This is a genomic window from Halomonas denitrificans, assembly GCA_019800895.1.
Taxonomy (GTDB): Bacteria; Pseudomonadota; Gammaproteobacteria; order Xanthomonadales; family Wenzhouxiangellaceae.
Window position 1 is genome coordinate 128,094 of sequence record JAHVKF010000003.1, and the last position, 18,933, is coordinate 147,026.

At 68.1% G+C, this 18,933-nt stretch carries 16 protein-coding genes; 5 read left to right on the plus strand and 11 right to left on the minus strand.

Features of this window, described 5'->3' with window-relative positions:
- Positions 1 to 58: 58 nt before the first annotated feature.
- From KUV67_09190 to rlmE, 7 genes are all read right to left on the minus strand, one after another.
- Positions 59 to 736 (minus strand): RnfABCDGE type electron transport complex subunit G, encoded by a 678-nt coding sequence (locus tag KUV67_09190; GenBank protein MBY6205053.1) that lies wholly within the window; start codon positions 734 to 736, stop codon positions 59 to 61.
- Positions 733 to 1,776 carry an RnfABCDGE type electron transport complex subunit D gene (locus KUV67_09195; GenBank protein MBY6205054.1) on the minus strand — a complete coding sequence of 348 codons (1,044 nt, stop codon included), beginning with the start codon at positions 1,774 to 1,776 and terminating at the stop codon, positions 733 to 735. The genes KUV67_09190 and KUV67_09195 overlap by 4 nt, the downstream gene beginning before the upstream one ends.
- Positions 1,773 to 3,323 carry an electron transport complex subunit RsxC gene (gene rsxC, locus KUV67_09200; GenBank protein ID MBY6205055.1) on the minus strand — a complete coding sequence of 517 codons (1,551 nt, stop codon included), beginning with the start codon at positions 3,321 to 3,323 and terminating at the stop codon, positions 1,773 to 1,775. The genes KUV67_09195 and rsxC overlap by 4 nt, the downstream gene beginning before the upstream one ends.
- A complete protein-coding gene (gene rsxB, locus KUV67_09205; GenBank protein ID MBY6205056.1) occupies positions 3,316 to 3,897 on the minus strand; it encodes an electron transport complex subunit RsxB in 582 nt (193 codons plus the stop codon). Before rsxB ends, rsxC begins: the two co-directional genes overlap by 8 nt.
- Positions 3,894 to 4,472, minus strand: a complete 579-nt coding sequence (rsxA, locus tag KUV67_09210; protein MBY6205057.1) for an electron transport complex subunit RsxA — start codon at positions 4,470 to 4,472, stop codon at positions 3,894 to 3,896. Before rsxA ends, rsxB begins: the two co-directional genes overlap by 4 nt.
- A gap of 121 nt (positions 4,473 to 4,593) precedes the next feature.
- Positions 4,594 to 6,486, minus strand: a complete 1,893-nt coding sequence (gene ftsH, locus KUV67_09215) for an ATP-dependent zinc metalloprotease FtsH (GenBank protein ID MBY6205058.1) — start codon at positions 6,484 to 6,486, stop codon at positions 4,594 to 4,596.
- A gap of 69 nt (positions 6,487 to 6,555) precedes the next feature.
- The gene (gene rlmE / locus KUV67_09220; protein ID MBY6205059.1) at positions 6,556 to 7,164 is read right to left on the minus strand and encodes a 23S rRNA (uridine(2552)-2'-O)-methyltransferase RlmE; all 609 of its coding nucleotides are present in this window, start codon (positions 7,162 to 7,164) and stop codon (positions 6,556 to 6,558) included.
- Between the two features lie 132 nt (positions 7,165 to 7,296).
- Between rlmE and KUV67_09225 the strand changes: the two genes are divergently transcribed.
- Genes KUV67_09225 through KUV67_09235 form a run of 3 tightly spaced genes read left to right on the plus strand, consistent with a single transcriptional unit; the run spans position 7,297 to position 10,717 of the window.
- Positions 7,297 to 8,742, plus strand: coding sequence for a circularly permuted type 2 ATP-grasp protein (locus KUV67_09225; protein ID MBY6205060.1), 1,446 nt, complete (start codon positions 7,297 to 7,299; stop codon positions 8,740 to 8,742).
- The gene (locus KUV67_09230) at positions 8,739 to 9,677 is read left to right on the plus strand and encodes an alpha-E domain-containing protein (protein ID MBY6205061.1); all 939 of its coding nucleotides are present in this window, start codon (positions 8,739 to 8,741) and stop codon (positions 9,675 to 9,677) included. Before KUV67_09225 ends, KUV67_09230 begins: the two co-directional genes overlap by 4 nt.
- Complete coding sequence (locus KUV67_09235) at positions 9,674 to 10,717, plus strand: putative zinc-binding peptidase (protein ID MBY6205062.1); 1,044 nt, start codon at positions 9,674 to 9,676, stop codon at positions 10,715 to 10,717. Before KUV67_09230 ends, KUV67_09235 begins: the two co-directional genes overlap by 4 nt.
- Before the next feature lie 235 nt (positions 10,718 to 10,952).
- Here the strand turns inward: KUV67_09235 and KUV67_09240 are convergent, their stop codons facing one another.
- A complete protein-coding gene (locus KUV67_09240; protein ID MBY6205063.1) occupies positions 10,953 to 11,687 on the minus strand; it encodes a peptidase in 735 nt (244 codons plus the stop codon).
- Between the two features lie 146 nt (positions 11,688 to 11,833).
- Between KUV67_09240 and metG the strand changes: the two genes are divergently transcribed.
- Entirely contained in the window at positions 11,834 to 13,855 is a 2,022-nt protein-coding gene (gene metG / locus KUV67_09245; GenBank protein ID MBY6205064.1) for a methionine--tRNA ligase, read from the plus strand.
- Positions 13,856 to 14,604: 749 nt separating this feature from the next.
- Here metG and KUV67_09250 read toward each other — a convergent pair.
- The 3 genes from KUV67_09250 to KUV67_09260 all read right to left on the minus strand — a co-directional run bounded on the left by KUV67_09250 (position 14,605) and on the right by KUV67_09260 (position 18,090).
- Complete coding sequence (locus tag KUV67_09250; protein ID MBY6205065.1) at positions 14,605 to 15,867, minus strand: serine hydroxymethyltransferase; 1,263 nt, start codon at positions 15,865 to 15,867, stop codon at positions 14,605 to 14,607.
- Between the two features lie 333 nt (positions 15,868 to 16,200).
- Entirely contained in the window at positions 16,201 to 16,857 is a 657-nt protein-coding gene (locus KUV67_09255) for a response regulator transcription factor (protein MBY6205066.1), read from the minus strand.
- 48 nt (positions 16,858 to 16,905) lie between these two features.
- Positions 16,906 to 18,090: a sensor histidine kinase gene (locus KUV67_09260; protein MBY6205067.1), complete on the minus strand. Its 1,185-nt coding sequence runs from the start codon at positions 18,088 to 18,090 to the stop codon at positions 16,906 to 16,908.
- A gap of 73 nt (positions 18,091 to 18,163) precedes the next feature.
- Between KUV67_09260 and KUV67_09265 the strand changes: the two genes are divergently transcribed.
- Positions 18,164 to 18,697, plus strand: coding sequence for a hypothetical protein (locus KUV67_09265; protein ID MBY6205068.1), 534 nt, complete (start codon positions 18,164 to 18,166; stop codon positions 18,695 to 18,697).
- The last annotated feature ends 236 nt before the right edge of the window (positions 18,698 to 18,933 follow it).

Below are 18,933 nucleotides of genomic sequence, written 5' to 3' on the forward strand. Positions count from 1 at the left end.
TTGGTCGCGGCCCCGGTCATCTCGGTCTCCATCGGAATCTCGTGTCTCGGGGCCTCGGTCATCGCTCGCTCGCCCGGCGGCTCGCCGTCGCGTCGGCAGGCTGCTCGCGGAGGGCTTCCTGCCCCGTGTCGCGGAACCAGACCAGCACCCGGCGGACCGCTTCGGTGACCGCCGCCGAGGTGATCGTCGCGCTGGACAGCGTATCGAACTCGCCGCCGCGGCGGTCGGTCTGCCATTCCTCGAGGGGCGGCCGACCCAGGGAACGACCGTCGAACTGCTCGATCCAGTCGGAGCGTCGAAGCTCGATGCGGTCGCCCAGGCCGGGCGTTTCACGGTGCTCGAGCACGCGGACGCCGAGCACCTCGCCGGCCGGGTCGATCGCGACCAGCAGCCGGATCGGGCCGCTGTAGCCGGCCGGGGTGGTCACGTCGGCGAGCAGGGCGACGGGCCGGCCGTCGAGGCGAGCGACGTGGATCGTCGAGGGACCGTCCAGGCCGGCGATCCGGGCCTCGAAGCGATCGTCGATCGGGCGATTGTCGAAGCTGCCGGACGGCAGCATCTGGGTCAGGGTGCGCTGGGCCCGCTGTTCGGCCTGGCGCTCGATCCGGTCGGCGGTGCCGAGGTGAACGCCGGCGAGCAGCAGCGCCGCGGCCGCGCCGACCAGGACCAGGATCCGGAGGGACGCGCTCCGGCGGACCTGCGGGTCGTTCTCCGGCGTCTGCGTCGACGGGCTCACGGTCGTTCCCCGCGCGGGTGGCCGAAGGTGCGCGGCCGGGTCAGGCGGTCGATCATCGGCGCCGCCATGTTCATCAGCAGCACCGCGAAGGCGACGCCGTCGGGGTAGCCGCCGAAGCGCCGGATCGCCAGGGTCAGGAGCGCGACGCCGGCGCCGAACAGCAGGCGGCCGCGCATCGTGCCGCAGCCGGATACGGGGTCCGTGGCGATAAAGAAGGCGGCGAACACCAGGGCGCCGGAGAACACGTGCTGCAGGGGCGAGGGATTGATGTCGGGGCCGATCAGCCACATCGGCGTGGACACGAGAATCGTCGTTCCGATCACGGCGACGGGAACGTGCCAGGAAATCACGCGGCGGTACAGAAGCCAGAAACCGCCCAGGGCGTAGAAGTTGGCGATCCACTCCCAGCCCAGGCCGCCGAAATCGCCGAAGATCGGCGCATCCCGGATTTCGGCGACCATCCGGTTCTCGGCCACGCCGGTCTTCAGCGCATCCAGCGGCGTGGCCTGGCTGATCGCGTCCCAGCTCATGGGGTCGGGCAGGCGCCCGGTGAAGATCGCCACCGCGCTCTCCCAGACGCCCGGGAGACCCGCCGACAGGGAGCGCGGTGCCAGCCACTGGGAGAGATCGATCGGAAACGCGATGATCACCGCCGCCAGGCCGACCATGGCCGGATTGAACAGGTTGTGGCCGAGCCCGCCGTAGAGCTGCTTGGCGATGACGATCGCGAACAGCATGCCGGTCAGCGCGACCCACCACGGCGCCAGCGGGGGCACGCTGAGGGCGAACAGCACCGCGGTGACGATCGCGCTGCAATCGGTCAGGAACGGCCGCAGCGCAACCCGGCGCAGGCGCAGCATGGCCGCCTCGAAGCCCAGCGCGAAGGCGACCGCCAGGGTGATCTGGAACAGGATTCCGGGACCGAAGAACCAGACGTGGGCGACCACGGCGGGCACCAGCGCGTAGAGCACCTGGCGCATCACTGCGCCGACCGTGGTGATCGGCGGCAGGTGCGGGGCGCCGGCGACGGTCAGGTTCATTCACCGTCTCCCGTGCTGCCGCCGCGCGCCCGCGCCCGGGCGCGCTCGATCGCGGCCCGGACTTCGTCCTTCGCCGCGTCGGCGTCGCGCAGTTTCCGCTCGCGCTGCTCGCGCTTGCGCTGGCGCTCGGCCTCGCGCTCGGTCAGCCGCTGCTCGCGCGCCTCGAAGCGGGCCCGGGCGAGCTCGGCGCGGGCGTCCTCGATGCCGCGCTCGCGCAGCACGCCCTTGCCGTGCCGGTAGTGATCGACCAGCGGAATGTGGCTGGGGCAGACGTGGGCGCAGCAGCCGCATTCGATGCAGTCGAACAGGTTCAGGTCGCGGGCCTCCTCGTAGTCCTCCGCCGCAAGGTGCTTGAACAGCGTCTGCGGCAGCAGGCTGGCCGGGCAGACCCGCACGCACTCGCCGCAGTTGATGCACGGCATCACCGGCTGGCGTCGCGCGGTGTCCTCCTGACGCAGCGCGAGGATGCAGTTGCTGCCCTTGGTGATCGTCACCCGGTCGCTGGCCAGCGGCAGCCCGGACATCGGACCGCCGAGGACCAGCCGGTCGATCGGCCCGGTCGTGCCGCCGGCCGCCTCGATCAGCGCCGCGACCGGCGTGCCGAGCCGCGCGACCAGGTTGCACGGCCGCGCGATGCCGGGACCGCTGACGGTCACGATGCGTTCGACGACCGGCCGGCCGTCGACGACGATGTCGCGGGCCGCAGCGGCGGTGGCGACGTTCAGGCAGACCAGGCCCAGGTCCTGCGGCAGGCCGTCGTGCGGGACTTCCTGCCCGGTCAGGACCTGGATCAGCTGCTTTTCTCCGCCTTCGGGGTAGATCGTCGTGACCTGCACGACCCGGACGGGAACGTCGGGATCGGTCGCCCGGATCGCTGCGTTCAATTCCTTTCGCACCGCGCCCATCTGGTCCTCGATGGCGATCACCACCTCTTCGGCGCCGATCGCCCGGGCCAGGATCCGGGCGCCTTCGACGATCGCTGCCGGTCGCTCGCGCATCAGCATCTCGTCGCAGGAGATGTAGGGCTCGCACTCGGACCCGTTCAGGATCAGGGCCCGGATCGGCGGGAACGGGCCGCGCAGCTTGGCCGCGGTCGGAAACATCGCGCCGCCCAGGCCGGCCAGGCCCCCGGTGCGCAGGCACTCGATCAGGGCGTCGGGCGCTTCGCTCTTCCAATCCGCGGGGCGGTCCGAGCGATCGAAGCGGTCCTCGCCGTCCGGTTCGAGCAGCACGCCGGGCGCTCGGCCGCCCGGCGGCCAGGCGACCTCGACGTCGTCCAGGCCGACCACCGTCCCCGACGTCGGGGCGTGGATCGGCACCTCGCGATCGCCGCGCGCCCGGGTCAGCGGCTGACCGCCGGCCACGCGGTCCCCGACCTCGACCAGGAGTTCCCCAGCGGGTCCCTGGTGCTGGGCCAGGGGGAGCACGAGGCGGCTCGGGAGCGGCGCGGGGCGCAGCGGTTCGCGGCAGGCGATCTGCTTGTGGTGGCGCAGCTTCAATCCACCCGGGAAGCGGTGCAGCTGGTTGCCGATGTCGAAGTCAGCCATGGCGGACCTCGATCGGGATCACCGGGCCGGTCCGGCCCACGGCGCTCTCGGGCCTCGGCCAGACGAAGGGTGCTGGGCGGGGGACCAGGTCGATGCAATCGACCGGGCAGGGCGGCAGGCACAGCTCGCAGCCGGTGCACTCGGCCTCGATGACCGTGTGCATGCGCTTGCCGGCGCCGAGGATCGCGTCGACCGGGCAGGCCTGGATGCACAGGGTGCAGCCGATGCAGCGGTCCTCGTCGATGAGCGCGACCTGGGGCGGCTTGGTCTCGCCGCAGGAGGCGTCGAGCGGAACCGGTTCGCGACCGAGCAGGTCGGCCAGCGCGCGAACGCCGGCCTCGCCGCCGGGCGGGCAGCGGTTGATGTCGGCGTCGCCGCGGGCGATCGCCTCGGCGTAGGGCCGGCACCCGGGGTAGCCGCACTGGGCGCACTGGGTCTGGGGCAATTCGCCGTTGATCGCCTCGACGAGCGCGTCCTCGTCGGACGCGAAGCGGCGGGCGCCGACGCGCAGCACGAGGCCGATGAGCGTCACCAGGCCCAGGAGCACCAGCAGTGCGAGCAGCAGGTCGCTCACAGGCGCGCGAACCCGGCGAAGCCCATGAAGGCGAGCGCCATCAGGCCTGCGGTCACCAGCGCGATCGGCGCGCCGCGGAAGCTGGCCGGAACGTCGGCCAGTTCGAGTCGCTCGCGCGCGGCCGCCAGCAGGACCAGCACCAGGCCGAAGCCCGCGGCCGCGCCGAGGCCGTACAGCGCCGATTCGACCAGCGAATGCTGCTCGCGCACGTTCAGCAGCGCCACGCCGAGCACGGCGCAGTTGCTGGTGATCAGCGGCAGATAGATGCCGAGCACCCGGTGCAGCAGGGGGGCCGTGGCCCGCAGGACCAGTTCCGTGAGCTGGACCAGGCCGGCGATAACGACGATGAACGCGACGATGCGCAGGTATTCGAGGCCGAGCGGTTCGAGCACCCAGGCGGTCAGGACGTAGCTGGCCACCGAGGCCAGGGTCAACACGAAGGCCGTGGCCATGGCCATGCCCGCCGCGCCCTCCAGCTTGCCGGACACGCCGAGAAACGGACACAGGCCGAGGAACTGGACCAGCACGAAGTTGTTGACCAGTGCCGCGCTGACGACGATGAGCAGGAGGTCCATGGCGGGAATTGTGCCATCGGTCGAGCCGAATCGCTGCCCGGTGCCCTACGCCCGAACGCGAACGACCCCGCTCGGGGCGGGGTCGTTCAGGTCGGATGCCGGGGATGTGCCGGCCGGTCGATCAGGTCTGTTCGGCCGGCGTGCCCGAGGGCTCGCGCTCGTCGTCGCCCGGTCCGGACGAGGGCGGGCTGCCGCTGTCGTTCCAGCCCTCGGGCGGGTCGGGCTCGTTGCCGTCCATGATCTGGTCGATCTGCTTCGAGTCGATGGTCTCGTAGCGCATCAGCGCGTCGGCCATCAGGTGCAGCTGGCGGTCGTGCTCGGTGAGGATCTTCTTGGCCTTCTGGTAGGCCTCGTCGATGATCTTGCGCACTTCCTTGTCGATCTGGCGGTGCGTTTCGTCCGAGACGTTCTTGTGCTGGGTCACGGACCGACCGAGGAAGACCTCGTCTTCGTTCTCCTCGTAGGACAGCGGGCCGAGCACGTCGGACAGGCCCCACTTGGCGACCATGTTGCGCGCGATCGCCGTGGCGCGCTCGATGTCGTTGCTGGCGCCGGTCGTGACCTTGGCCATGCCGTAGATGAGTTCCTCGGCGACGCGGCCGCCGAACAGGCTGGCCAGTTGCGACTCCAGCTGGGTCTTGTTCTGGCTGTACTTGTCTTCTTCGGGCAGGAACATGGTCACGCCCAGGGCCCGACCGCGCGGGATGATCGTGACCTTGTAGACCGGGTCGTGCTCGGGCACGATCCGGCCGACGATCGCGTGGCCGGCTTCGTGGTAGGCGGTCAGGCGCTTGTCGTCCTCGCTCATCACCATGGACTTGCGCTCGGCGCCCATCATGATCTTGTCCTTGGCCCGCTCGAAGTGGTCCTGGGTCACCGTGCTGGAGTCTTCGCGGGCGGCGAACAGGGCCGCTTCGTTGACCAGGTTGGCCAGGTCCGCACCGGAAAAGCCGGGCGTGCCGCGCGCGATGTTGCGGGCGTTGACGTTGTCGTCGATCGGCACCTTACGCATGTGCACCGTGAGAATCTGCTCGCGGCCCTTGAGGTCGGGCAGCGGCACGACCACCTGGCGGTCGAAGCGCCCCGGGCGCAGCAGCGCCGGATCGAGCACGTCCGGCCGGTTGGTCGCGGCGATCAGGATGATGCCCTCGTGGCCGTCGAAGCCGTCCATCTCGACCAGCAGCTGGTTCAGCGTCTGCTCGCGTTCGTCGTGTCCGCCGCCGAGGCCGGCGCCCCGGTGGCGACCGACCGCGTCGATCTCGTCGATGAAGATGATGCACGGCGCGTGCTTCTTGGCCGTCTCGAACATGTCGCGCACGCGCGATGCGCCGACGCCGACGAACATCTCGACGAAGTCCGAACCCGAGATCGAGAAGAACGGCACCTTGGCCTCGCCGGCGATCGCGCGGGCCAGCAGGGTCTTGCCGGTGCCGGGCGGGCCGACCATCAGCACGCCCTTGGGAATCTTGCCGCCGAGGCGCTGGAACTTGGACGGGTTGCGCAGGAACTCGACCAGCTCGACGACCTCGTCCTTGGCCTCCTCGACGCCGGCGACGTCCTTGAACGTCACTTTGACCTGATCCTCTCCCTGCAGCTTGGCGCGCGACTTGCCGAAGCTCATCGCGCCGCCGCGGCCGCCGCCTCCGCCCTGCATCTGGCGCATGAAGTAGACGAACAGGAACACCAGCAGCAGCACGGGCAGCAGGCTGATCAGGATGTCGACCAGGATCGAACGGCCCTCGGGCGGAACGGCGGAATGCCGGACGCCGTTGTTCTCCAGGTCGGCGATCAGCCCCGTGTCGTTCGGCGGCGCGAAGGTCTCGTAGGCCTGGCCGTTGGTGGTCTGGCCGGTGATCTTCTGACCGCCGGCCTCGGCCTGGATCTGGGCCGTCTCGATCTGCCCGTTGCGGACGTCCTCGAGGAACTGGGAATACTCGATGCTCTGCGCCGGCGCTTCGGTCTCGGCGTAGTGCTGGAAGATGCTCATCAGGACCATCGCGATGATGATCCACATCAACAGATTCTTGGCGAACTGACTCAAGCGTTGCTCCTGCTTCGTGGACGGGCCGCAAGCGGCGGCCGGTCAGGATTTCTTCAGGCCGTCGGCGACCAGGTAGACCTCGCGGCTCTCGCGTCTCGAGGACCTGGGCTTGCGCACGCGAACGGACTTGAATGTAGCACGCGCGTCGCGAACGAAATCGTCGAAGCCTTCACCCTGGAAGAGTTTGACCACGAAGCGTCCGTTCGGTGCCAGCCACTGGCGCGCGAAGTCCATCGCCAGCTCGGCCAGGTGCATGCTGCGCGCCTGGTCCGAGGCCGCGATACCGGAGAGATTGGGTGCCATGTCCGAAAGCACAAGGTCCACCCGCTCGCCGACTCGGGCTTCGAGCGCCTCGAGCACCTCGGCCTCGCGGAAATCGCCCTCGATGATCTCGACCCCCGGCAGGGCGTCCATGGGCAGGATGTCGAGCGCGACGACGCGGCCCGAATCGCCGACCTTCTCGGCAGCGACCTGCGCCCAGCTGCCGGGTGCGGCACCGAGATCGACCACCTTCAGCCCCGGCTTGAGCAGCCGGTCCTTCTCGTCGATCTCGAGCAGCTTGAACGCGGCGCGCGCCCGGTAGCCGGCCGCCTTCGCCTGCTTCACGTAGGGGTCCTTGTCCTGGCGCGCCAGCCAGCGATTCGAGCTCATCGGTCGCTCCCGCAGGGTCGGAGATGCCGGGATTATCTCATCGAACGACCGCGGCTTCCGGCCGCGGCGGACCACCCCTCCACCGGCGTCGGTGTCCTCGAAACCGTTCCCCGGCTCTGGTACCGTGAAATCATGGACTTGAGCAACTATCGCGTCGAAGGCTTCTTCGACGAACTCACCGGACCTTCCGGACGGCCGCGCGTTGCCAGCCGCGCCCTCTGGAAATATCTCAAGGGGCTGCACCCGGACGAGCTGTCCGACCGGCGCGCGGCCTGCGAGCTGGCGTCGCTGACCGCCGGCATCACCTTCCGGGTCTACATCGAGGATGCCGGCGTCGATCGCGCGATGCCCTTCGACCTGATCCCGAGGATCATCGCCGCAAGCGAATGGGCCCAGATCCAGGCCGGCCTGCGCCAGCGGGTCCGCGCCCTGAACCTGTTCATCGACGACCTCTACAACGACCAGCAGATCATCGCCGACGGCGTCTTTCCGGGCGAGCTGCTGGAAAACTCGGAGAACTTCCGGCCCGAGTGCCGCGGATTCTCTCCGCCGCTGGGCGTCTGGGCGCACATCTGCGGATCGGATCTGGTCCGGGACGGCGACGGCACCATGTACGTCCTCGAGGACAACCTCCGGATCCCCTCGGGCGTGGCCTACATGCTCGAGAACCGTCAGATCATGAAGCGGGTCTTCCCGGAGCTGTTCGAGGATTCGGGCATCCAGCCGGTCGACGAGTACTGCGGGCAGTTGTTCGACACGCTGGCGTCGATCTCGCCGCGGCCGGCGGACTACCCGAACATCGTGGTGCTGACGCCGGGCATGTACAACTCGGCCTACTACGAGCACGCCTACCTCGCCCAGCAGATGGGCGTGGAACTGGTCGAGGGTCGCGACCTGTTCGTGGACGACGACGACTGCGTGTTCATGCGCACGATCAGCGGGCCCGAGTCGGTCGACGTGATCTACCGCCGGGTCGACGACGCCTTTCTCGACCCGGAGGTGTTCCGCGAGGACTCGATGCTCGGCTGCCCGGGCCTGATGCGCGCGTGGAAGGCCGGCAACGTGGCGATCGCCAATGCACCCGGAGCGGGCGTGGCCGACGACAAGGTGGTCTACGCCTACGTCCCGGAGATCATCGAGTACTACTGCGGCGAGAAACCGCTGATTGACAACGTGCCGACCTGGAAGTGCGGCAACCCCCACGAGCGCGCCCACGTGCTCGAGAACCTCGACCAGCTGGTCGTCAAGCCGGCCAACGAATCCGGCGGCTACGGGATGCTGATCGGTCCGCGTTCGACGAAGAAGGAGCAGCGCGAGTTCGCACGCCGGATCAAGGCCGATCCGCGCAACTACATCGCCCAGCCGACGCTTGCCCTGTCGACCTGTCCGACCTTTGCCCAGTCGAACGTCGCGCCGCGGCACGTCGACCTGCGGCCCTTCATCCTCTCCGGCGCCGAGACCTTCGTGACCAACGGCGGCCTGACCCGGGTGGCGCTGAAGGCCGGGTCGTTGGTCGTCAACTCGTCGCAGGGCGGCGGCAGCAAGGACACCTGGATCGTCGATACGGAGGGCGCATGAGCATGTTGTCCCGTCTCGCCGAGAACCTCTACTGGCATGGCCGTTACCTGGAGCGCGCCGAGGACCTCGCGCGCCTGATCAACGTCAACGCCAACCTGAACCTCGACCTGCCGAAGCGCATCGCGCCGGGCTGGGAGCCGCTGGTGCGCATCACCGGTGCCGCCGCGACCTTCGCGGAGCTTCACGACGACACCGACGAACGGACCGTTGTGCGCTTCCTGCTGTCGGACCCGGACAATCCGGGCTCGCTGAGAAACACGCTGGAGTACGCGCGCGAGAACCTGCGTTCGGCGCGCGACCTGCTGCCGCGCGAGGTCTGGGAGCAGATGAATTCCCTCTACCTGGCCGGGGAGGACGCGCTGACCGGCCCGCTGTCGAAGCGCCGCCGGCACGAGTTCCTGCGCGAGCTGATCCTCGACTGCCAGCAGATCGCCGGAACCCTGCTCGGCACCATGAGCCAGGACCATGCCTACGATTTCATCCTGATCGGCCGCTACCTCGAGCGCGCCGACATGACCACGCGGATTCTCGACGTCCGCGCCGACGACCTGCTTCCCGATGAACTGGGCGAATTGCCGCCCTTCGACGCGATCCAGTGGATGAGCGTGCTGAAATCGATGACCGGTTACCAGATGTACCGGCGCCATGTCCGAACGCGCGTCTCGGGCCCGGATGTGCTGGCATTCCTCCTGCGCGATCCGCACTTCCCTCGCTCGGTCCTGTTCGGCCTCGGTGCTCTCGAGAGCCTCCTGCACGACCTGCCCGGTGACGACGACCAGGCGCTGCGCGCGGTCACCCGGATGGAGCGCCGGCTCAACGAGATGAATCTCGAGGGCATCAAGGGCGAGCGGCTGGGCGAACTGATGGACGAGCTGCAGCTCGAGGTTGCCGACATCGATCGGTGCATCCGCCAGACCTGGTTCCTGGCCGGGTGAAGACCTTCCGCTGCGCCTGCGGCCAAGTCGTCTACTTCGAGAACGTGCGCTGCCTGTCCTGTCGGCGCGAACTCGGCTTCCTTCCCGATCGCATGCGCCTGGCCGCGCTCGAGACGTCCGACGACGGCCGTTACGAGGCGATGATCGGCGGCGACGCGGCGTCGAGCTATCGCAAGTGCCTGCACTATGCTCGCGACGATGCCTGCAATTGGATGGTGCCGGCCGACGACCCCGACCCTTACTGCGTTGCTTGCCGTCTGAACGAAGTCATCCCGAACCTGGACAAGCCGGGCAACCGGACCCGCTGGATCCGCATCGAGCAGCGCAAGCGGCGGCTGGTCCACGACTTGCTGCGGCGCAAGCTACCCGTGGAGCCGCGCAAGAGCGCGTCGGGCCGCGGACTCGGTTTCGCGTTCCTCGAGGACAACCCGGGTGGGCTCGAGTTCACGGCCGATCTGCAGTCCAGCCAGGTGCTGACTGGGCATGCCGACGGCCTGATCACCATCAATGTCGCCGAGGCCGACGACGTCGAGCGTGAGCGGATGCGGGTGCAGATGAACGAACAGCAGCGCACGCTGCTGGGCCATTTCCGGCACGAGAGCGGTCACTACTACTGGCAGCGGCTGCTGATTGGCCAGCCGCTGCTCTCGGAGGTCCGCGCGCTCTTCGGCGACGAGCGGCAGGACTACTCCACTGCACTGGATCGCTACTACCAGCAGGGCCCGCCGCCCGACTGGCAGGGCCAGTACGTCAGCGCCTACGCCAGCGCGCACCCCTGGGAGGACTGGGCCGAGTGCTGGGGGCACCTGCTGCAGATCACCGATACGCTGGAAACGGCGGCGGCGATCGGGCTGGTCGACGAGGAACTGGCCGACGGCGACCTGGAATCCAGGATCGGGAACTGGATCGACCTGTCGGTCAAGTTGAACGTGCTGAGCCGCTCGCTGGATCAGCCGGACCCGTACCCGTACCTGCTCTCGCCGCAGGTCGTCGACAAGCTGCTGCTGGTCGACCGGGTGATCCGGGAGACCCGGGGGTAGATTCCGGGCGGCGTCTCCTTCGGCGCCTTCCTCCTTCCTGTCGCCCCGGGCTCGGCCCCGGGTCCAGCGACCCTGGGTCGATTCGCTCGCAAGCTCACTCCCACAGGCCCCTAGTTCCTGGCCCCTGGCTGCAATCGGAACCTTGCCTGAATGAGGCCGCCTGCGCGCGAAAGGAGGGACGGCGATCCGGTCGAAGCCTTCGAGCGCGAGGGGTGGGCCCCGGGCCCATCGCCCCTCACTCCTCCCAGTCGAACCGCGGCAGTTCCAGGAACAGCTTCTTCAGGCCATCCGACCAGGCTTCGCTCAGGCCCTTCATCCAGGCGTCGTCGGCGTCGAACTTGCAGCGACGGGTCACGGACGTGGAATCGGCCTCGATCAGGACCAGCTCGATCGGCGGACCGACGCTGAGGTTGGAGCGGATCGAGGCGTCCATGGACAGCATCGCGCAGCGGGCGGCCCGGGCCAGGCTGACGCCGGGCTCGATGATGCGGTCGAGGATGGGCTTGCCGTACTTGGTCTCACCGATCTGCAGGAACGGCTTCTCCTTCGAGGCCGCGATGTAATTGCCTTCCGGGTAGACCAGGAACGCCTCGTGCGGCTGGCCTGCAATCTGGCCGGACAGCAGGAAGGAGGCCTGCATCAGGCCGCCGTTCTGCTCGGCCTGGCCGCTGAAATCGCCCTGGACCCGGCTGCTGATCTCGCCGACGTAGCGCGCGATCTCGTCGAGGTGCGCCAGCTTGTCGACGGTCCGCTCCGCGCTGTCGTCGGCCAGGTCGCGCTCGATCTGCTTGATCACCGCCTGGGTCGTCGCGAGGTTGCCGGCCGACATGAGCACGACCACGCGGTCCCCGGCGGTCCGGAAATGGTGCATCTTGGAGTAGATGCTGATGTCGTCGACGCCGGCGCTGGTGCGCGAATCGGATGCCAGGACGAGCCCGGCCTCGAGCCGGATTGCAACGCAGTAGGTCATTCAGCGGGTGCTCGGTGTTCGAGCGGGTCGGAGGAACGGCGCGAAGTATACCAGCGGGTTTCGACGCCGACGCGGGTCGCGGGTGATCGCGAGGGGTTGCGTGCATGCGATAATTCCGCACGTTTCCCGCAGGCTCCTCGACCGACATGACGCGACGCATCCTCGTCACCGCCGCGCTGCCCTACGCCAACGGGCCGATCCACATCGGCCACATGCTGGAATACGTGCAGACCGACATCTGGACCCGCTTCCAGCGCGCCCGGGGCCACGACGTGGTGTTCGCCTGGGCCGACGACGCGCACGGCACGCCGATCATGCTCAACGCCGAGAAGCGGGGCATGACCCCGGAGGCGCTGATCGAGCATTTCGGCAGGGAACACGAGCGCGATTTCACCGATTTCTCGATCTCCTACGACAACTTCTCGTCGACCCACAGCGCGACCAACCGCGAACTGGTCGAGCGGATCTGGCAGAAGCTGGTCGACGGCGGCAGCGTGGTCACCCGGACCATCGAACAGTTCTTCGACACCGAGAAGAACATGTTCCTGCCCGACCGCTTCATCCGCGGCACCTGTCCGCGCTGCCGGACCCCGGAGCAGTACGGCGATTCCTGCGAAAGCTGCGGCGCCACCTACGAGCCGACGGACCTGGTCGAGCCGCGCTCCGTGCTGTCGGGCTCCGAGCCGGTGATGCGGTCCACCGAGCATTATTTCGTCACGCTCAAGCCCTTCGAGGACGGCCTGAAGGCCTGGATGCGCTCCGGCCCGCTGCAGGACGAGGTCGCCAACAAGCTCGAGGAGTGGTTCGAGGGCGGCCTGCGCGACTGGGACGTGACCCGCGACGCGCCGTACTTCGGTTTCCGCATCCCCGGGACCGAGGACAAGTACTTCTACGTCTGGCTCGACGCACCGGTCGGGTACCTTTCGAGCTTCAAGGAAATCTGCGACGAGCGCGGGCTGGACTTCGACGCCTGGGTCCGTCCCGGCAGCGATGCCGAGATGCACCACTTCATCGGCAAGGACATCATCTACTTCCACTGCCTGTTCTGGCCGGCCATGCTCGAGGGCGCCGGGTTCAAGCGTCCGGACACGGTCCACGCGCACGGCTTCCTGACCGTCAACGGCACCAAGATGTCGAAATCGCGCGGCACCTTCATCATGGCCCGCACCTGGCTGGACCACCTGCCGCCGGATACGCTGCGCTACTACTTCGCCGCCAAGCTCGGGCCGGGGCTTTCGGACCTGGACCTGAACTTCGACGACTTCACCAACCGGGTCAATTCCGACCTCGTCGGCAAGCTGGTCAACATCGCCAGCCGGGCTTCGGGCTTCATCCACAAGTTCGGCGGCGGCAAGCTCGCAGCGGAGCTGCCGGACCCGGCGCTGTACGCCGGGTTCGTCGAGGCGACCGAGGACATCGCCGCGGATTTCGAGGCGCGCAACTTCGCCTCGGCGATTCGCCGGATCATGGCCCTGGCCGACCGCGCCAACCAGTACGTCGACGAGCACAAGCCCTGGAAGATGGCCAAGGAGGACGGCCGGGAGGCCGAAGTCGTGGCCGTCTGCACCCAGGCCCTGAACCTGTTCCGCGTGCTCACCACCTGGCTGTCGCCGGTGATCCCGACGATTGCCGGCAAGGCCGGCGAATTCCTGAACGACGACCTGATGACCTGGGACGGTCTCGTCACGCCGCTGACCGACCACGCCATCGAGAACTTCAAACCGCTGGCCCGACGGGTCGAAGCCAAACAGATCGAGGCACTGATGAACGACGCCAAGGAATCGCTGCAGTCCAGCGACACCACCGAAGAAGCGCCCCCGGCATCGACGCTGGAACTCGCGCCGGAAATCACCATCGACGACTTCATGAAGGTCGACCTCCGCGTCGCCCGCATCCAGGAAGCCGGTTTCGTCGAAGGTGCCGACAAGCTGCTGCGCCTGGTCCTCGACCTCGGCGGCGAGACCCGCCAGGTCTTCGCCGGCATCCGCGGCGCCTACGACCCGGCCGACCTCGAAGGCCGCCTGACCGTCATGGTCGCCAACCTCAAGCCGCGCAAGATGCGCTTCGGCATGTCCGAAGGCATGGTCCTGGCCGCCGGCGGTGGCGAGGGCGGACCGTACCTGCTGGCGCCGGATTCCGACGCCCGGCCGGGCATGCGGGTGAAGTAGTTTTTTCCGGGGCGTTGCCCCGGGCCCCGAACAATTCGGCGTTCGCCTTTTTCCGTCGCCCCGGCCACTGAGTTCTGTCGCCCCGGCCAATTCCAACGGTGTCATCCCGGGCTTGACCCGGGACCCGGTGTCTTCGTTTCTCGCTTTTCGTAGCCCGGGTAAGCGAAGCGCACCCGGGAGTTTTCGCTCTTCCCTTCAACGTCAAAACCGTTTCGCCCGCCCGCTGCGCGGGGCCCCTCCGATGCTCGAATCCGACGGGACGAAAAGAACTCGCCACACGCCTCCGGCGCTCCGCTCAGACACCTTTTTGCCGATTGTCATGACAAGCGCCGCTCGCCCCTCCGCTTCTCGGCGGCGCTGACGGCGGGGACGTCAAGGGCCTTGCTCCGCACTCTCTGCCTGTGGCTGTCGTCCCGCACTCGATGCGGGACCCAGCGACTTTGATCGAAACCCTGAAAGTCGCTGGGCCCCGGATCGGGGTCCGGGGCGACGGGTGAGAGGTTGGCGAAGGGGTTCACCGGTCGGGAAGGGGCTGGCCCGGAATCGAGGAAGCCGGCGGAGGGGGCGGCGAAACGCCTTTGACGTTAGAACACTAGAAACCCGATCCCCGGGTGCGCTTCGCTTACCCGGGCTACGAAGGCAAAGGCAAAGGCAAGGTCACTGGACCCCGGGTCAAGCCCGGGGCGACAGATGTGGAGTGTTGCCGGGGATGAGGAGTGTCCGCCCCGCGCTCCGGGGCAGAGAACCAATCAACTCTTCCGATACACCGGATGCTTCGCGCACAGTGCCGATGCGGCCTCGCGAACCTTCGCCTCGACGGCCTCGTCGCCCACGGCATCCAGCACGTCGCAGATCAGGCCGGCCAGTTCGCGTGATTCTTCTTCGCCGAAGCCGCGCGTTGTGATCGCAGGGGTGCCGATGCGCAGGCCGGAGGTGACGAAGGGCGAGCGCGGTTCGCCCGGGACGGTGTTCTTGTTGACCGTGATGTGGGCGCGGCCGAGGGATTCTTCGGCGTCCTTGCCGGTGATGTCCTTGTCGATCAGGTCCACCAGGAACAGGTGGTTGTCGGTGCCGCCGGAGACGACCTTGTAGCCGCGGTCGATGATCACCCGGGCCATGGCGCGGGCGTTGGCGACGGTGTTCTCCTGGTAGGCCCGGAACTCGGGCTGCAGTGCTTCCTTGAAGGCCACGGCCTTGGCGGCGATGACGTGCATCAGCGGGCCGCCCTGGCAGCCGGGGAAGACCAGCGACTGGAATTTCTTGGTCAGGCTCTCGTCGTCGCCCTTCGCGACGATGATGCCGCCGCGGGGGCCTCGGAGCGTCTTGTGCGTGGTCGAGGTCACGACGTGAGCATGCGGCACCGGGTTCGGGTAGACGCCGGCGGCGATCAGGCCGGAGACGTGGGCCATGTCGACCATGAAGAACGCGCCGACGGAATCGGCAATCTCGCGCATCCGGGCCCAGTCGACCACCTTGGAGTAGGCCGAGAAGCCGCCGATCAGCATCTTCGGCTGGTGTTCCTTCGCCAGCTCGGCCATCCGCTCGTAATCGATTTCGCCGGTCTCGTGGTCCAGGCCGTACGCGACGGCGTTGAAGATCTTGCCGGAGAAGTTGACCTTCGACCCGTGGGTCAGGTGGCCGCCCTCGGACAGGTCCATGCCGAGGATCGTGTCGCCGGGCTTGAGCAGGGCCAGGTACACGGCCTGGTTGGCCTGCGAGCCCGAATGTGGCTGGACGTTGGCGTAGCCGGCGCCGTAGAGCTTCTTGACCCGCTCGATGGCCAGGTTCTCGGCGATGTCGACGAACTCGCAGCCGCCGTAGTAGCGCCGTCCGGGATAGCCCTCGGCGTACTTGTTGGTCAGCTGGGAGCCCTGGGCCTCGAGGACGCGAGGGGAGGCGTAGTTCTCCGAGGCGATCAGTTCGATGTGGTCTTCCTGGCGCTGGTTTTCCTTCTCGATCGCAGCGGCCAGTTCGTCGTCGAAGCCGGCGATGGTGTAGGTGTCGTCGAACATTCGGATCAGGGGGTGCGGGACTGGTCTGCGACTTTAGCAGGGTTGGGGTCGTCGGGGCGGGCAGGGGGAGCGCAGGCACGCGTCGGCGATGAGCCCCGCCTGTGGGAGTGAGCTTGCGAGCGAAAGAAAGGGGTCGACCGGGGAATTCGCTCGCGAGCTCACTCCCACAGGCGGGCCGCCGTTCGGGCGGGGGAGCTGGGGCCAGGCAAGAGGGGCTAGGGAAAAGGGGCGAGGGGAAAGGGGCCAGGGACTGGTAGGCGCTCTGGATCCACGCATTCGATGCCGAGGGCCACCCACTAGCCCCTGGTCCCTGACCCCTGGTCCCTCCCAGCCCTACAGCGCCCCCAGCTCGAAGGCCTTCAGCACGGCGCGGGTCCGGTCCCGGACGCCGAGCTTGCTGAGAATGCTCGAGACGTGGTTCTTGACCGTGCCCTCGGCCACGCTCAGGGCGTTGGCGATTTCCTTGTTCGAATAGCCGCCGGCCATCAGGCGGAGGATCTCGGTCTCGCGCTCGGTCAGCGGGTCCGGGCGGTCGAGGCTCGTGAACTCGAGCCGGGACTTGCCCAGGCCGGCCAGCAGGCGCTCGGTGACGGCGGGCTTGACCATGGTCTGGCCGTCGGCCACGGCCCGGACGGCGCCGACCAGTTCGTCGAGCGAGACGTCCTTGAGCAGATAGCCGCGTGCCCCCGTGCGGATGCCGTCGAGGACCAGGTCGTCCTCGTCGAAGGTGGTCAGGATGATGGTCGGCGGCAGCGTTTCCGCCTCGTTCAACTCCTTCAGGACGTCCAGGCCGTTCTTGTTCGGCATGCGGATGTCGAGGAGCATCACGTCGGGGGCGACCTCGGGCGCCATGTCGACGGCCTCCTGGCCATCGCTGGCCTCGGCAACGACCTCGATGTCCTCGGTGAGCTCCAGCAGCGAGCGGACGCCCTGGCGGACCAGGTTCTGGTCATCGACCAGCATCACGCGGATCTTCGAAGGTTCGTTCATCGAGGGAGGTTCCAGGTTCGGGTCAATGGATGGGGTCGGGTCCGGCCGTCACGCCGCCGTCTCGGGCGGCATCCAGGCGTTGATGCGGAAGCCGTGATTCGGACGGGTCATGATCTCGAGGCGGCCGCCGAGCTCCTTGATCCGCTCGCGCATGCCGTTCAAGCCGTTGCCGGGCAGCAGTTCAAAGGCCCCGCAGCCGTCGTCGCGCGCCTCCAGCCGCAGACCGTGCTCGTCGGCGGTCAGCGAAATCCACAGGTTCTGCGCCCGGGCATGACGGACCGCGTTGGTGATCACTTCCTGGGCGCAGCGCAGCAGGATCTGGGCACGCTTCGGATCGGTCAGCGACAGCTCGTCGGGGATGTCGAGGTGAATCGCCGGCTCGGGGACGCCGGAGGCCAGCTGGCGGATCGCCTCGCGCAGGTCGACGCGATCGTCCTGGCGCATGTCGGAAACGACTTCGCGCACGTCGGAGAGCAGCAAGCGGGCGATCGAGCCGGCGCGATCGACGTGTTCCTTGGCCTTGCCCTGGCTCGTGTGGCTGGCCACCTCGAGGTTCAGGCTCAGCGCGGTCAGGTGGTGACCGACCAGGTCGTGCAGTTCCCGCGCGATCCGCACGCGCTCGGCGATCCGGGTGTTCTCGGCCAGCAGGCTCTGGGTCGCGCGCAGCTCCGAATTGACTCGCCGGACCTCGTCGCGGGCCCGCAGCTGGTTCAGCGCCAGCGTCGAGGCGGCGAACGCGAACAATTGCATGCCGAGCAGGGTCATCAGCTGCGGAATCAGGAAGATCCAGCCGAACTGCGGGAGCAGGGCGACCATCACGGCAAAGACCAGAGAAACGCCGAACAGCCAGGCGAGCCCGATGAAGCGAGGCAGCAACCACGGCAGCACGCCGGCGATCACCGTCGACAGGATCGCGCCGAAGACCGATCGGGTGAAATAGGACACGGCGATCACTGCCCCGGTCATGATCGCCAGTACCACGACGCGCTGCCAGAACGGCGCGATCATCCGCATCCGCGCCGCCGGATGCAGGAAGGCCAGGAGGAACAGCGCCATCGCCGACCAGGCGCCGATCAGGTCGGCCGCGGTCGGCGTCTGACGTGCATAGAACGGCACCAGCAGCAGCGCGATGCCGATCAGGCTCCAGGTCAGGATGCCGGCATAGCGCAGCCAGTTGGTGGGGTGGATCTCGCGCATCGATCGACGGGCCAGGCTCACGAGGACGTAGGGCACCTAGTGTATCGGCATCGGGCGGGCCGGCCCATGGCCGAGAAGTCACGGCGGCGAATCCACTAGACTGCGCGGCATGAGTGCCAATGGGAACGTAACTCCGGACACGACCCCGAGCGCGATCGACGCGCCCGACGTCCTGCGCTGGGCCGATGCCGACCAGGCTTCGGTGCGCCGGCTGCTGGCCGCGTTCGGCCTGGACCTCGTCGTCGGCGCGGTCGACGAGGACATTCCCGGCAGCTTCTGGGGCGACGAGGAGGCGGGCCTGGTCGGGGCGCAGGTGCACGTCCGGCCCGATACGCCGATCCATTCGATCCTGCACGAGTCCTGCCACTACATCTGCATGGACCCGCGGCGCCGCGCCGGCCTGCACACGGACGCCGGCGGCGGCTACGACGAGGAGAACGGCGTCTGCTACCTGCAGATCCTGCTCGCCGAGCACATCGCCGGCTACGGCCGCGACCGCTGCATGGCCGATATGGACGCCTGGGGCTATTCCTTTCGCCTGGGCTCGGCGCGAGCCTGGTTCGAGCGCGACGCCGAGGATGCCGAGGCCTGGCTCGCCGAGCGCGGACTGGGGCCGCTGGGCGTGGTCAACGAGGTGGATTGACGGTTTTCGGTTGGGGTCCGTTCTGAAATCTGCGTGAGGGGGTCGGGTAAGGCGGACTGGATCGGTTCGCTCGCAAGCTCACTCCCACAGGCGACAGGCTCCGATCGGACCCGTGTCTGTTGAAGGCCGCTTGCGGGCGAAGGGTGGCCGGGACCGGAGCGATTCGCTCGCAAGCTCACTCCCACAGGTTGCAGGCACCATCGGCTTCCCGCGGCGTCGTTGGAATGCCCTGGACC